We start from the raw sequence: 14277 nt of genomic DNA, 5'->3' as shown, positions 1-14277 counted from the left end.
CGTCGGGGGCTGAAACGGTCAGAGTGGGTGGTTGTGCCTGTGGCACGTGATGGCGCTGAGTCCAATCTTCGGTGGGACGTTGGCCTGCTGGGAGCCACGTCGACCAGCGTCGGCACGATGACCGCCGGCGGGGTCTTCATTCTCTCGGGGCTCGCGGTTGTGAAGGTCGGCGCTGCCGCGACGGTCTCATTCGTCCTTTCGGCCGTCGTGGCGTCGCTCACGACGCTGACGTACGCCGAGTTCGCAACGATCTATACGGTCGACGGCCGCGGGTACGCCTCCGTCGCCGAGGTGTCGACTCCGATCTGTCGTATCTCGTCGTTGGCTGATGAGCCTCGGCTACCCCACGAGCGCGGCGTTCTACCTCCTGAGTTTCACCGACTGGTTCGCGCGGTTCCTCTGGCCATCGATTGCGCTCCCACGGGCGCTCTCGTTCTGGCTTCCCAGTGCGGTCGTGCTGGGTCTCCTCGTGGTGGTGAATCTCGCCGGAGCCGAGGAGACAGGCACGTCTCAGGTCGTCGTGACCGCGCTGAAGATGACGCTCGTCGGGCTGTTCCCGTTCGGCGGACTCCGTGCCTTCCAGCCGGAGGTGTTCGCCGATTCGCTCGTGACGAGCGCGACACACTTCGGCGACGCGATGCTGCTCGGCTGACTCCTGTTCGTGAACGTTGCGCTGATTCAGTCGCGCCGGGTCCATCCCGATTGTGAGCGAAGGGTCCGTGTCCCCCTGGTACCGTGGGTGCCGCTGGTGATGATTGCCTCGAACGTGGCGCTGGTCGGAAGTCTGGAATCGCTTAGTCTCGCGCTCTCGGGTGTCGCCGTTGTCGTCGGCGTCGTGCTGTGGTTCCTCGTGATGGAGTACCCAGCGGTGTCGGACCGACGTACTCAGAGGTGGCCGCGGTCGAAGACCGCCACGTCGCACTCGAGGTCCTGTACTCGCTGGAACGTCGGCGGCGAGACGAACCGCGATGCCGGCGAGCGCTCACCGCTGGAGCCGAGAACGAGCAGGTCGTAGTCGTCGGCGTTGGCGGTGATGAAGTCCTGGACGGGCGATCGCGAGACGCGCGTTTCGACGTTGCCTTCGACGGTCTCGACAAGATGATCGAGATGCGTCTCTGCCTGGCGACGCTCGACCTCGCTCCCGATGCAGGTGGCGACGCTCACCGTGCCGCGGTTGCCAGTTAACCGGGCCGCGAAGTCGATCATTCCGTGCGCGACGTCACCGGGGCGAGCCACGAGCACTAGCACCCGGGACCACCGGTCTCTGTCCCGGACGGATCGGAACGCCACCGTGTCGAACTGGCTGGTGAAGATGCCCCGGACGTACGGCGAGAGCGTTCCCCGGTCCTCCTCGTACGGCGTCACGACGAGGTCGCAGTTGGCGTTCTGGCCGGCCTCGATCGTCGCCTGGACCGGGTCGCCGGCCACGACGATCACCTCGCAGGGAACGCCGATGCGCGTGTGGATGTGCGACGCGCATCGTTCGAGTCGTTCGACCGCCTCTCGCGTCTTACTCGCCACCTTCGGTGCAGCAGCCGCCTCCTCGTCGTCGAACGGGGCTACCTCGTGTATGCTCTGTGTCTCATCAACCGTCGACCCCCGACCGTCGACCGACGCCGCGTCGCTATCGGATACCACCTCGAGGAGGACCACCTTCCCAGCCTCGTGTGCCGCCGCGAGTCGAGCACCGAAGAGCGCGGTCCGCTTTGCGGTCTCCCCACGCATCGGGACTAGAACGTGGTCGTCACCCTGGACCGTCTCGTAGAGATACTCCGCCCGCTTCTCATACAACGTCTCGCGCCAGAGCACGAACGCGCCGGCGACGAACACGGCAGCGAGGAACACGCTGACGACGTAGGTCACTGGGTCGACGTCGCCGGTGACCAGCGCGAGTAACGCCGTCGAGAACGCTGACGGCGCTTCGATGTGGCCCGCCCAGGTGACGAGGCCGGTGAGAAAGATGGCTAGCGCCGCGCTCTCCGGGTGGACGAGCGCGGAACCGACGCCACCGTATACCCAGGCTGTCGTCGTGTACGAGATCAGTCCGCAGACTGCGCCGAGACTCAGGCTGGCGACGAACCGGACGGGGTCGGCGTGTCGGCCGTCAGGGTCCGAAAAGAGCGTGTACGTCCCCGACGCAAGCGGCGGGAAGAGCAGGAACGACAACGTCTGGATCTGATTCGAGAGGTAGGTGACGAATCCGATGACGACCGGGACGACCAGGACAATCGAGAGATGTAGCAGATTGTCGGTGTTCTGGAGCCAGCGCTGGAACTCCCAGAGTTCGCGCCGTTCGATCCGTCTGGCGCGGCTCCTCACCGCAGTGATCCGTTCGAGCGCTGCATCGAGAAGCCGCTGTCCGCGCATCGCTTACGCGAAATTTACGACGGCGTCCAAGGTGAGTTTAATCGCCCGTTCGACGTTGTTCTTCGCTTTTTCTGGGAGTTCTGACTCCGAGTCCGCGCCCTTCTGTGTCCCCTCGACGAGGTTGCCGTCGACCGTGCAGATTGCGCCGGCGGCCAGGCCTTTCCGACGCGTGATCGAGAACACAGCCGCGGCCTCCATCTCGACGGCAAGGAGGTTCGCAGCCTCCCACTTCTCGACGTACGCCTCGCTCTCGTTGTAGTACGCGTCGTCGGAGACGATCGGCCCGACGTGGACGTCCTCACCGTTTCGCTCTGCGGAGTCCACAAGCGCCGTCAGGACGTCGTAATCGGGAACGGCCGGGATCACGCTGTCCTCGTAGCGTTTCGAGGTGCCTTCCTCCTTCGCCGCAGCGGTCGCAACGACCATATCACCGATGTCGATTCCGCGCTGGAGCGCGCCGGTCGTGCCGACCCGGATCAGGGTCTCGACGCCGACGGCGGCGAGTTCTTCGACGGCGATGGCGGCCGACGGGCAGCCGATTCCGGTCGAACAGATCGTCAGCGGGACGCCCTCGTACGTCGCGTTAACGATCTTGTACTCGCGGTTTTCGGCGACGGTCTCGGCGTCCTGACAGTGGGCGGCGATTCGATCGACGCGGCCCGGGTCACCGGGAATGAGCGCCGTCTCGTGAACCTCGCCTTCTTCGACGAGGAGGTGGGGCTGCTTGGCCATACCGGCACCTGGCGCGAGACGGTGAAAAACGACCCGGTCACAGGAGCGTCGTCGCTGCCGGGACGACGATGCCCAGCACGGAGCCGAAGACGGCAGTCGAGCGGAGCCACCGGCCGCTGACGGCCGTCGCACGCTCCTCGTAGATCCAACCACCGGCCCGGGGGAAGACCAGGTGTGCGAAGAACGCATAGACGACTCCGGCGACCAGCGTCGTCGCGACGATGTGGGGAAAGAGGCCGATCCCGCCGAACACCGCGACGTTGGGGGCGCCGGCGGCGACAAACAGGTATAGGACCGCGTACAGGAGGCCGGCGAGGATGCCCGTGAGGTGGTGGAGCGCGAACGCCGCGCCGAAGGCGACCTCGCCCGGCGACGAGCGAGAGAGCACGCTCGTCGCGACGTACGCCGGGGTGAATCCGTCCTCTTGTCTGGCCATCGGAACGTCCATCACGAGCGCGCCGAGTAAGCCGCAGACCGCACAGAGGACGACGAAGATCCCGGCTTCACCGGTCGTCGCTACAACTACGGGACCCAGTAAATCCATCACGGTTCTACACATATCCGTTCCGGCGATAAAACTCCCCCGTTTCGCGGTGGTCTCAAGGGGTCACTCCCCGATGAACGCGCGAACCGTCTCCCAGGTGAGCGTGGTCCGCGCCCCCGGCGACTTCGACGCTAGCGCGCCGCAGGCGTTCGCAACCGCGAGGGCTCGCTGGTCGTCTGCGCCGTCGACTATCGCAGCGATGAACCCTGCAGCGAAGGCGTCGCCCGCGCCGGTGGTATCGACCGCGTCGATCGGATACCCCGGGTGGGCGATGCGCTCGCCGTCCCGGCGGACTTCTGCGCCCTCCGGGCCGTGTTTGAGTACGAGCGTCTGATCGCTCAGGTCGAACGCGTCAAGCGCCAGCGCGGCCTCGCGGTCGTTCAGAAAGAGGTACTCGACTGCGGTGACCGCCGGCCCGTACCCTCGATCATCGATCCGGCGTCCCGGATCGAAACTCACCGGGACGTCGTGTTTCCGGGCGCGCTCGGCGAGGCGTGTGGCCGTTTCCGGACGCTGGCTCGTCATATGGAGATGGTCGGCGTGGGCTAGTTCCGAAGCGGGGAGGTCGCTCGCCTCGAACGCCTCGTTCGCTCCCGGGCAACCGAGCACCATCACCTCGCCGGATCGTTCGACGACGATGTACTTCGTCGTGGTCTCGTGCGACTCGGACTCGACAACGTGTCTCACATCGACGCCATTGTCGGCTAGTTCCTCGCGGGCAGTCTGTCCCTTCTCGTCGGCACCGACGCTCCCGAGGAGCACCGCGACGATGTCGAGATCTGAGAGGCCGTTTGCGACGTTTGCGGCGCTCCCGCCGCCACCGCTCCGACGATTGTCGATGCTCACCTCCCCGTCCGGGTCCGGCAGCGTCGGCACGCGGAGCGTCACGTCCCAGTTCAGGTGTCCGGCACAGACGACTCGGGCCATTTTTGGCCCCAATGGCCCCGTGTCACAAAAGCACTCGGCCGCGCGGGTTCGCGTTGTCGAGCGGTCTGTCCCGCCATCTTCGCTGACGAATCACGCAGGCGCGGAGATCGTGAACAGCAGTACATTGTGAATTGCGGGGCCCAGCCCGACTGCGGCGACGAACCCGAGAAAGAGCTGCGCCTGTGTGGGGGCCTCCTCGTACAGATCTGCGAAGAGCCACACCACGAGCGTGGCCACGCCGATTTTCACCAAAATGAACAGCCACCCCGACCCGACTAGCGACGCGGTCGGGAGACCGGCGGCAAACTCGATGATGACCCGCGAGAGGGGTGTCCGTTCGCCGAATCCGAGCAGGTCGACGCCGACAGCGGTCGAGACCCCGTCGAGGACGTGCGCGAACAGTGCGAACGCGCCGAGCCGTCCGGCGGCTTGTACGTCGGGAACGGCCCATATGAGAATCGCCCAGACGACCGTAGCGATGATACCCGCGGCGACGACCCCAGCGGCCGGCAGCAGCGGTGAGAGCGTCCCGCTCGACGCGCCAGCGACGAGGACGGCGACGACTGCGAACGCCGCAGCGAGCGTCCCGACAAACGCGAGCGTCCGGGAGACCGTCTCGTCACTTGACCGCACACCGACTGCGAGCCACGTCGCGAGAGCCACGATGGCGACGCTGACGTACACCGCCGGTGTGCCCGCCAGGGGGCGGAGCAGGTCAGGGAGCGCACCTGCAACGTAGAGGACGTGCAGGGCCGAGCCAAGGACCATCCACGGCGCGAGCGCGAGCACGCGGTTCGCCGTGACGGTCGGACGACGACGCATTGCGGCGCGGGCGACGAGGGCACCGGTTACGGTCAGCACCGCAAGATACGGCAGCGGCGGCAGCGTGAAGCCCGCCGGAAGTATCGCCATAGTTCCGACTCCCTACCCGCGTTCAAAACGGTGTCGGAGCGGGTGCCACGAACGAACTGATCCAGGGCTGTCTCCACCCCGTCCCCCGACCTGTAGCTTTTTTCGCGCCGCAACGAAAATATCTCATATGGATAGATCCGAGTTCGCAGCCCGCATCGACCATACTGTTCTGGGTCCGGAGACGACGCCTGCAGACGTCGAACGGGTACTCGAGGAGGCCAAAGCGCACGGAATGAACGCGTGCATCCCCCCGTGTTACGTCAAAGAGGCGGTGGAGCACGCACCCGACGTCACGCTCGCGACTGTGATCGGGTTCCCGCACGGACAGCAAACGACGGCCGCGAAACACGGGGAGGCAGTCGACGCCTGGCAGGTCGGTGCCGACGAAGTGGATATGGTGCTCAACGTGGGGCGATTGAAAACCGGTGACGACGAGACCGTGATCGCCGACATCGCCGAGGTGGTCGCCGCCGTTCCCATCCCAGTGAAAGTGATCATCGAGACTGCCCTACTGACTGATTCTGAAAAGCACCGCGCGTGCGAAGCCGCCAAGGAGGCTGGCGCGGACTTCGTGAAGACCTCGACAGGGTTCGCCGACGGCGGTGCGACCGTGGAAGACGTCGAGCTGATGGCGGAGTATCTCCCGGTGAAAGCCAGTGGCGGCATCGGTTCCTACGAGAAGGCGAAGGCGATGCTGGACGCCGGTGCCGATCGGATCGGCGCGTCCTCGGGCGTCGAAATCGTCAGAAGGTTCCCCGAGGCGTAACCGCTCTGTTAGCCCTGGGCCACCTGGCGGCGTCCCCTATTCCTCGCGTATTTCGCCGAGTCGATCGACGAGCGCGTCGGTATCGACGTCGGACTCGACGTTCACGTCGCCGTCGTGATCGTGTTCGTGAACGTTGACGGCTTCGCCGTCGTCGTCGGTATCTGTGGTCGCGTCCTCCTGCTCGGACTCGTCGTAACTTCCGAATCCCATACCCGTCTGTCAGGACGGGCACGGAAGAACCATCCGAAGCGAGCGTCGAACGGCATCTGCTGGCACCCGACACGAGCGGCGAATTTGCTGAACGGCAGTCCGCCCGTCGAACCGTGCCGGACGGGGTTGAGGATGCCTCTCCGTCTCGCCCTCGCCAGTTACGGCAGCCATCCTCGCTCCGACCGGTCGTGATGCCAATAATCCAAGGTTTTTTCCACCCTATTGATGTAAATCGATTTCAATGGAGATAACGCGACGGCGACAGATCCTCGCCGGTGGAAGCCTCTCATTGTTTGGGTTGCTGCTCACTTCCGTCACGCTGGTTCATATTTACGAAGACGCCGTCGCCCAGGCGGAGCCGCTGATTCTGACAGTCGTGGAGAACGCGCTGCCGATCGCGCTCAATCTGTGCATCGCCGGCGCGGGGATCCTACTCGTTCGCCGCTCTGAGTTCCGTGGCGAGTTCGTCTCCAGGGTCTCCATCTGGGGACTCCTGGGTGCCCTCTCGCTGTTTTCGGTCTCGCTGTGGGTCTATCTCTTTCAGATTATGCAGGGGGAGGTGGAACCGGCGCTCATCTTCAGTCACATCGTCTCGATGGGGACAGTCGCGGGCCTGGGAGTCGGGATCTACGACGACCAGCGCAGACAACGGCAGGCGCAACTGACAGCCGAACACGACAAACTCTCGGCGCTCTTCGAGAGTACGTCCGATGCGATCGCCGAGGTGGAGTACGTCGACGGCGAAGCGGTCGTGCGAGACGTCAATCCGGGATTTCGCGAGAGCTTCGGCTACTCGGTCGCCGCGGCCGAGGGGAACCAACTCGACGAGTTGATCGTCCCCCCGGGCGACGACGACTTCGAACGGAACCACGACCGCGCGATGAGCGGTGAGATGTTCGGTCGCGAGGAAATCTTCCGGCAGACGGCTGACGGCGAGATCCGCGTGTTCCGCCTCCAGGCGATCCCGCTGGATGCGGCCGACGCCGACACTGATGGCTATGCGGTCTACACCGATATCACGTCCGAATATCGCTACGAGTCCCGGTTGCGGTCCCTGCACGAGGCTACCCGCGAATTGGTGACGATCGGGTCGGTCGACGCGGTGGCCGAAGCGACGGTCGACGCTGCGCACGATCTCCTCGACGTGGACTTCGTTACGGTGTTCAGCCACGACGCCGACGAGAACGAGTTGCGTCCGGTGGAGCCGCAGGACCCCGAAAAAGAGCCTCACGTTGATCCATCGACGAGTCACCACGGAACGGCCATCGCTCGGGCGGTGTTCGAGTCGGGAACCCCGCGATACGTGCCGGACCGTTCGGCTGCCGAGGGCGTAGACGACGACACCTCAGTGGTCGCTAGCGAACTCGTGGTGCCGATCGGCCGGTTCGGCGTGCTCCTCCTCGGGTCGCGCATCACAGACGGCCTCGACGAGTCCCAGCAGTCTCTCGGAAAGATCCTGGCCTCCAACGTGGAGGTTGCAATGGAACGTGCAGAGCGCCAGCGCCGTCTCGAAAGGCAGAACGACCGACTGGAGACGTTCGCGAGCGTCGTCAGCCACGACCTCCGGAACCCCCTCGGGGTCGCCGATGGATACCTGGAACTGGCTCGCGAGGGCGACGAGGACGCGTTCGAGCGCGTCGAGCGCGCACACGACCGGATGGAGGGGCTGATCGAAGACCTGCTCGCGCTCGCGCGCGAGGGAGAACACATCGACGAGGCCACGCCGGTGGCACTCGATCGGATCGCCCGCCGCGCGTGGGAGCAAGCCACGACGCCGAACGCCGCACTCCGGATCGAGGCGACGGGACAGATCGAGGCCGATCCCGGCCGCCTCCAGCAACTGTTCGAGAATCTCTTCGCGAACGCCGTCGAACACGGGATTCCGGAGGGTCCAGACCGCGACGCAGCGGCGGCCGACTTCCTCCGCGCAGGGGAAGATGACGGGGAGTCTCCCGTGGCAATCACAGTCACTGTCGAACGGACGGAGCGGGGCTTCGCCGTCGAGGACGATGGCGTGGGGATCCCACAGGAACAACGGTCGTCGATATTCGACCACGGGTACTCAAACGATGCGGGCGGAACCGGACTCGGACTCTCGATTGTCGAGGAAATCGCGGACGCACACGGCTGGACGGTGCGTGCCGAAGCGGGAAGCGACGGGGGCGCTCGGTTCGTTTTCGTGACGACGTGAGTATCGTCGCCGCCCATCAGATCTCCGTCGAAGCGAGACCTCGCCGATTGTCTACGCTCCGGGCGAAAAATGTAGAGGGATGCCGTTGGAGCGTCGTGGCCGAGGTGATTGCCCCACGGGTACCCGACTATGTCTGGGAAATACGACCTCGTCATCGTCGGTGGCGACTTCAGCGGTGCCTCGCTCCTTTACACGGCGGCTACGTTCACCGACATCGAGTCCATCGCGCTACTCGAGAGGGACCCGGAGCTCGCGGCGATCAACTCCCACCACACCAGCGACTCACAGACACTGCACTTCGGCGACATCGAGACCAACGACACCCTCGAGAAAGCCGAGAGCGTCAAGACCGGCGCGGAGATGCTCGCGGGCTCCCTCGAAAACCACGATCCGGACTCGATGTTGAGTTACGCGAACATCCTTGTCGACCGGATCCTTCTCCCGCACGTGGTGCGGAAGCTCTGCTACGACGTCCCCGAAATCGGGAGGCGGCAGTTCCTTCGGCACGTCCAGAAAGTCGTCCCTGACGTCGAACTCGACGACATCCAGCGGGCGAAGGGATACGGGGGCATCTGGCCACAGATCGTCGAAACGAGGACGGGGTCTCTGGATATGGGCGAGGCCAAGATTGTCGGAGACGACAGCAGCTTCAATATCACGCCCCCCGGCGCGTCCACGAGGCTGAAGAACGCCGAGCGAGACGCCGAGACGATTCTGGACTGCTTCGAGGCCGACTACTTGTTCGAGGAAGCGGCCTTCCGCGCAGATACCACCGAACGGTTCCCTCGTGGGTTCTGACCGGCGGACGGCTCGGAGTTGCGGGGGGTTCGCCCGCCGGTCGACTGCACTGAACTGTGCGTTTTCGAGGGGACTCGGCGATCCGCACAGTATCGTTGTACTCTCCGCGTGAGAACCGACGGGGTTCGAATGTGTTGACTGAAATGGCTTTCAATCGGATATCCGTTCTCTTTGGTCGCTGATTTTGAAAACGGATACAGAAGGTTTAAATACATACTCGGCATCCGTACAGAGGCAATGGCAAACGGTACGGTTGACTTCTTCAACGACACGGGCGGTTACGGCTTTATTGAGACAGAGGACGCTGACGAGGACGTGTTCTTCCATATGGAAGACGTCGGTGGCGAGGATCTCACCGAGGGAACGGAACTCGAATTCGAGATCGAACAGGCCCCCAAGGGCCCCCGCGCGACGAACGTCGTCCGCGTCTAATCCGGTTCAAGCCGTCGCCGTCTGTGTTCGCTTGGCCGCGATCCCGGCGAACTGATCAGCGCGCGACGCACGATCCGCGATTCTTCGACACCTACACTTTCGAGCGACAGCACCGCGTCGGTGCATCGTCGACCCGCAGTTCGCCACCGAGTAACGACTACGTGGAATGTTGTCACTTCCAGTACGTTCTTTCCGACGCAATCGTACACATTCCCCGTGAGCGTTAGTACCACTCGCACGATCCGCGGAATGGCCACCCGAGCGAACCCCGCCTTCGGCGTCGGGGCGGTGTTCGTCCCGCTCGGACTGCTCCTCGTGGCGACTGTCTTCGGCACTACCCAGCAGTTGACATACGTCCACGTGATGTCCGGAATCCTCTGGACCGGCATCGACCTGTTTATGGCGATGGTAGTCGGGCCCGTCCTCGGCGGCCTCGACGTGGATCAGCGCGCCGCAGTGTTCCAGCGGTTCACCCCGAAGATGACGTTCCTGATGCCGACACTGGCGTCCACGACGATCATCGGCGGGATGGTTCTGTCGAGTCGGATGGGATATCTGCCGGGGTTGGCGGCGTGGGGTGGCCTGTTCGCAATCGTGGCGATGGGCGCTTCGCTCGTGGCGGTCGCCTTCCAGTTCGATGCCTTCACCGACCGGCGGTGGATCGCGCTCTTCGCCGTCATCGTCGGCGGCGGCGCTGCATCGCTTCTGGCGAACCTCGGATCGCTGGGGATGCCCGGCCCGGCGATTCTGGCCTCACTCGGCATCGTCAGCATCCTCACCGTCCTCGGCTTCGGGGTTCTCTTGCCCGGCGAGGCGCGGATGTACCTCGAAATGACCTCCGACCAGCCCGACACCGACCTCATCGGGCGGATCGGGATGCGAAACGCGAAACTCAGCGGTGTCGAGGGCGTGTTTCAACTGAGCATCATCGCCGTGATGGTGTACCTGCGCTGGGGCGTCGGAATCTGAACCGGGGAGTCAGCCTTCGACGGCCGGCGTTACGGTGTCGTTCGCCCGCTGGTCCGCCGACTCGTTCGCTCTGATGCGAACGTACCGCTGCCCGACGGTCGTATCGAGGAGACTATCCACCGGCGCGCGGTCGTCGGTCAACACGGGTACGTCCTGAGTCGGTTCGTCACGGCGGTACGACGACAGTTCTGCGGAGAGGTCGATGCCGATATTCCGTCGCTCGTTCCGCGCCTGCAACTCCGATTCGGTCACGAGCGTCGAGCGCTTTGTCGCGACGATCTCGATATTCTGCACGACCGGCCCCCCAGCGGTGGGGAAACTATAGACGCGCGGGAACACCTGTTCCATCGTCTTGTATTCCGCGCGATAAAACTCCGCTGCGGGACCGCTCGGCGCGGCAATCAGGTTCGCAAGCAAAACGCCGTCGTCGTCGAGGCGGTCAGATGCGAGGCGCATAAACTCGACTGTGGTCAGTTGGAACGGGACCGAGTCTTTCCGATAGGCGTCGAGTACGATCAGATCGTAGGTGCGGTTCGTGGATTCGAGGAACCGTCTGCCGCCGTCGACGTGGACGTTCATCCGCTCGGACGCCGGAATGCCGAAGTACTGATCGGCGGCGTCGACGACGGCGGGATCGATCTCGACCACGTCGATGGTGAGGTTCGGATACATTTCGTGGAAGATTCGTGGGCCGGTGAAGCCACCGCCGCCGACGAACAGCACTCGATCGACGTCCTCGGTGAGCAACAGCGGCGCGTGGAAGTACCGGGTGTAATCGAAGACGTGTCTGGTCGGATCCCCGACATCCATCGCGCTGTGAGGCTGTCCGTCGAGGTACATCGTTCGGGTGTCGCCACGGTCGACGACGCGGAGTTCCTGATAGGCCGTCTGCGTACTGTAGACGGAATCGCCGGCGACTGCCGGTCCGACGCCGCCGACCGCAACTGCGACGACGAGGACGAGTGCGACGCCGCCAACCCGGAGGCCCGTGGAACCCACCAGATCCGGCGCGGCAACGGCCGCGGCCGCCGCGACTGCAGAGAGCCCTAGGACCAGGCCGATCTGCGGGACCGACAGCGTCGGCACGAGGACGTAGGTGGTCGCAAACGCCCCGACGATGCTGCCCACCGTCCCGATTGCGTAGACGTGCCCCGCCGTTGCACCCACCTCGCCGCCGGCGAGTTCCGCGGCGTACGGACTCACGTAGCCCAGGAGATACGTCGGTGGCCCGAATAGCAGGGTGATCGCGGGCAGCGAGGCGAACTCGCTGGGGACCGGGAACAGGCCAGTCGCCTGGACCACCACATCCCCGAAGAGGACCACGCCGGCGACGTAGAGCGCAGTCGCCAGGAAGACCCAGACCAGGCGGCTGTGAGAGGCGTTGGCCGACGCCCGCCGGCCGCCGCGGTGGTATCCGAGGCTGAGTGCGGCGAGGAAGACGCCGATGATACCGCCCCAGGTGTAGATACTGTTGCCGAACTCCGGGGCGAGAATCCGCCCGGCGAGAATCTCGAGGCCCATACTGGTCACACCCGAGACGAACACCGCGGTCTCCGGTCGGGTCGGGAGGCGGTCTGGAAGGGCCCGCTGACTCATCATTGACGATGCGTCCCCCGCACTCTTCAACGACTCGGCCGCCTGGACCGCCTCCTGCTGACCGGGTGGAACGCATATCCGCCCGACCGTCGGTCCGGAACTGACCGAAGTGATCAAGACGCTTCCGAACGACGAACACCGCGCGACGCTGAAACCTATTCGGGACACCGCCGAGATTCTGCTGACGGTCGGCAGCCGAGGCAGTGGACGCACGTGGCGCCGTCGAGACCGGGGCCTGTTAAAGCCGCAATAAGATCCCGCCCGGCGACCGAAGAAAGGAGGATATAGGGTCCCGCAGACGAAACCCCCGACAGAGCCATATGTTCGAGCGAATCCTGCTACCGACGGACGGCACCGAGTCGATGGACGCGGTCGTCGAAACCGCTGCCGACATCGCCGTCCAACGGGACGCCGAGGTACACGTTCTCTACGTCATCGACGACCGGGCCTTCCTGACGTTGCAAGACGATATGAAGAGCGAGGTCGTTTCCGAACTCGAAGGCGAGGGTGAGGCGGCCACCGACCGCGCCTCCACGCGACTCAGGGAGGCCGGCATCGACGTCACAGCCGAGATCCGCGAGGGCAATCCCGCTGAGGAAATCCTGAACTACAGCGAGGAGACAGACGCTGATCTGATCACGATGGGGACTCGGCAGGGCGACTACACGAAGAATATGATGGGGAGCGTCTCACAGAAAGTGGTCGCCCGCGCGAACGTGCCGGTGTTGACCACCAACCTCGCCGCCGAGCGGTAGAGTGGTCACTCCTCGGGGTCGAAGTTCAGGGCGGCGGAGTTGATGCAGTAGCGCTTCCCCGTCGGTTCCGGGCCGTCCTCAAAGACGTGTCCGAGGTGGCCGCCGCAGTTTCCACACAGGACTTCCACGCGACGCATCCCGTGACGGGTGTCCGTCTCCGTTTCGACTGCACCCTCGGCGGCGTCGAAGAACGCGGGCCACCCGGACCCGGAGTCGTACTTGGTCTCGCTGTCGAACAGCTCTGCATCACAGCCCGCACATCGGTAGCTGCCGTCGTCCTTCTGATCCAGATAGTCGCCGCTGAACTTCGGCTCGGTGCCCCGCTGGCGCAGGATCTCGTACTCCTCGTCAGTAAGGCGCTCGCGCCATCCCTCTTCGGAATCCGGCAGTTCCGCTTCGTCTTCAGTGGTGGGCTCGTGTGCCATAGCACATCTTGGGACTGGAAAGACAAGAGTCTCGCCCCGGCAGACGGAACCGGACCGCCACCGTCCGCTGCGGAGATTTATATTACATCCCGCGGCCAGTCGGCGTGTGCGGTGACGATCACCCCGCGCCGGGTTGCGAGTGTGCGGCACGTCGGCGCGGGTCCAATGCGAGTGCCGCCTGTTCGCTAACACAGGGTGTCGGCATCGGCGGCCGACCTGCGACTCCTCAGCCGGTCACTCCTCGCTTCGTTCGAGAAGCGACGGGAGGCGGAGGCGACCGAGGTCCTCGGCACTGAAGCCGCCGAGCAACGGTGGTCGGTCTACGGCGTCGGGGACGTCCTCGGGTATCGAGTCGACGGTCAGTGACTCCCGCGAGGGCGACGGATCGTCCACGGACTCGACGAGTTCCGTCCACGTCTCCTCGTCGGTGTCGTGAGGCGATCTGATGTCTTTGACTTTTCGTCGTCCCTCCTCGAAGGCGAGGTCGAGGACGCTCCGCTCGTAGGCGCTCGAAGCGAGTTTCTGGATCCGGGCCCGTTCCTCAGGTCGTTCGTGTCCCAGTTCCGTCGCGACGCCGAGCGAGTACATCCGACGGAGAGCCTCCTCGCCCGACAGCGACGCCCAGTCCACGTCGAAAGCGCGCTCGTACATCG

The 14277-nt window shown here is 64.6% G+C and carries 16 protein-coding genes and 1 pseudogene; 8 read left to right on the top strand and 9 right to left on the bottom strand.

The genetic code is table 11. The features are described from left to right. The first annotated feature begins 328 nt into the window (after positions 1-328). Together ABEI27_RS11015 and ABEI27_RS15020 are read left to right on the top strand one after the other, a co-directional pair. Complete coding sequence (locus tag ABEI27_RS11015; protein ID WP_375799454.1) at positions 329-652, top strand: hypothetical protein; 324 nt, start codon at positions 329-331, stop codon at positions 650-652. Between the two features lie 9 nt (positions 653-661). Next, positions 662-844, top strand: a pseudogene (locus ABEI27_RS15020) (amino acid permease C-terminal domain-containing protein); the annotation flags it as partial. 41 nt (positions 845-885) lie between these two features. Here the strand turns inward: ABEI27_RS15020 and ABEI27_RS11005 are convergent. The 5 genes from ABEI27_RS11005 to ABEI27_RS10985 all read right to left on the bottom strand — a co-directional run bounded on the left by ABEI27_RS11005 (position 886) and on the right by ABEI27_RS10985 (position 5482). Further along, on the bottom strand, positions 886-2367 hold the full coding sequence (locus ABEI27_RS11005; RefSeq protein WP_375799453.1) for an HPP family protein: 1482 nt from the start codon (positions 2365-2367) through the stop codon (positions 886-888). A gap of 3 nt (positions 2368-2370) precedes the next feature. Next, positions 2371-3099: a nucleoside phosphorylase gene (locus ABEI27_RS11000; protein ID WP_375799452.1), complete on the bottom strand. Its 729-nt coding sequence runs from the start codon at positions 3097-3099 to the stop codon at positions 2371-2373. A gap of 37 nt (positions 3100-3136) precedes the next feature. Continuing rightward, the gene (locus ABEI27_RS10995; RefSeq protein ID WP_375799451.1) at positions 3137-3643 is read right to left on the bottom strand and encodes a hypothetical protein; all 507 of its coding nucleotides are present in this window, start codon (positions 3641-3643) and stop codon (positions 3137-3139) included. Between the two features lie 63 nt (positions 3644-3706). Next, on the bottom strand, positions 3707-4570 hold the full coding sequence (locus ABEI27_RS10990) for a carbohydrate kinase family protein (RefSeq protein ID WP_375799450.1): 864 nt from the start codon (positions 4568-4570) through the stop codon (positions 3707-3709). 90 nt (positions 4571-4660) lie between these two features. After that, positions 4661-5482 carry a DUF63 family protein gene (locus ABEI27_RS10985; RefSeq protein ID WP_375799449.1) on the bottom strand — a complete coding sequence of 274 codons (822 nt, stop codon included), beginning with the start codon at positions 5480-5482 and terminating at the stop codon, positions 4661-4663. Between the two features lie 127 nt (positions 5483-5609). On the opposite strand from ABEI27_RS10985, the gene deoC reads away from it, so the two are divergent. Continuing rightward, on the top strand, positions 5610-6248 hold the full coding sequence (gene deoC / locus ABEI27_RS10980; RefSeq protein WP_375799448.1) for a deoxyribose-phosphate aldolase: 639 nt from the start codon (positions 5610-5612) through the stop codon (positions 6246-6248). A gap of 36 nt (positions 6249-6284) precedes the next feature. On the opposite strand, the gene ABEI27_RS10975 is transcribed toward deoC, so the two are convergent. Further along, positions 6285-6458: a DUF5786 family protein gene (locus ABEI27_RS10975; protein WP_375799447.1), complete on the bottom strand. Its 174-nt coding sequence runs from the start codon at positions 6456-6458 to the stop codon at positions 6285-6287. 241 nt (positions 6459-6699) lie between these two features. Between ABEI27_RS10975 and ABEI27_RS10970 the strand changes: the two genes are divergently transcribed. The 4 genes from ABEI27_RS10970 to ABEI27_RS10955 all read left to right on the top strand — a co-directional run bounded on the left by ABEI27_RS10970 (position 6700) and on the right by ABEI27_RS10955 (position 10848). Further along, positions 6700-8649 carry an ATP-binding protein gene (locus tag ABEI27_RS10970; RefSeq protein WP_375799446.1) on the top strand — a complete coding sequence of 650 codons (1950 nt, stop codon included), beginning with the start codon at positions 6700-6702 and terminating at the stop codon, positions 8647-8649. A gap of 129 nt (positions 8650-8778) precedes the next feature. Then, positions 8779-9447 carry a hypothetical protein gene (locus tag ABEI27_RS10965; protein ID WP_375799445.1) on the top strand — a complete coding sequence of 223 codons (669 nt, stop codon included), beginning with the start codon at positions 8779-8781 and terminating at the stop codon, positions 9445-9447. A gap of 237 nt (positions 9448-9684) precedes the next feature. Further along, on the top strand, positions 9685-9879 hold the full coding sequence (locus ABEI27_RS10960) for a cold-shock protein (protein ID WP_089766429.1): 195 nt from the start codon (positions 9685-9687) through the stop codon (positions 9877-9879). A 216-nt stretch (positions 9880-10095) separates the two neighbouring features. Beyond that, positions 10096-10848 (top strand): hypothetical protein, encoded by a 753-nt coding sequence (locus ABEI27_RS10955; RefSeq protein WP_375799444.1) that lies wholly within the window; start codon positions 10096-10098, stop codon positions 10846-10848. A gap of 9 nt (positions 10849-10857) precedes the next feature. On the opposite strand, the gene ABEI27_RS10950 is transcribed toward ABEI27_RS10955, so the two are convergent. Continuing rightward, positions 10858-12447 carry a spermidine synthase gene (locus ABEI27_RS10950; RefSeq protein ID WP_375799443.1) on the bottom strand — a complete coding sequence of 530 codons (1590 nt, stop codon included), beginning with the start codon at positions 12445-12447 and terminating at the stop codon, positions 10858-10860. Positions 12448-12764: 317 nt separating this feature from the next. On the opposite strand from ABEI27_RS10950, the gene ABEI27_RS10945 reads away from it, so the two are divergent. Beyond that, a complete protein-coding gene (locus tag ABEI27_RS10945; RefSeq protein WP_375799442.1) occupies positions 12765-13199 on the top strand; it encodes a universal stress protein in 435 nt (144 codons plus the stop codon). Between the two features lie 5 nt (positions 13200-13204). On the opposite strand, the gene msrB is transcribed toward ABEI27_RS10945, so the two are convergent. After that, the gene (gene msrB, locus ABEI27_RS10940) at positions 13205-13624 is read right to left on the bottom strand and encodes a peptide-methionine (R)-S-oxide reductase MsrB (protein WP_375799441.1); all 420 of its coding nucleotides are present in this window, start codon (positions 13622-13624) and stop codon (positions 13205-13207) included. 234 nt (positions 13625-13858) lie between these two features. After that, positions 13859-14275: a hypothetical protein gene (locus ABEI27_RS10935; RefSeq protein ID WP_375799440.1), complete on the bottom strand. Its 417-nt coding sequence runs from the start codon at positions 14273-14275 to the stop codon at positions 13859-13861. Positions 14276-14277 lie beyond the last annotated feature (2 nt).

Origin of the sequence: Halobellus sp., from assembly GCF_042218505.1 — an archaeon.
Taxonomy (GTDB): domain Archaea; phylum Halobacteriota; class Halobacteria; order Halobacteriales; family Haloferacaceae; genus Haloquadratum.
Note: the sequence above shows the minus strand (reverse complement) of the source record. Positions and strands in the feature narration are given on the sequence as shown.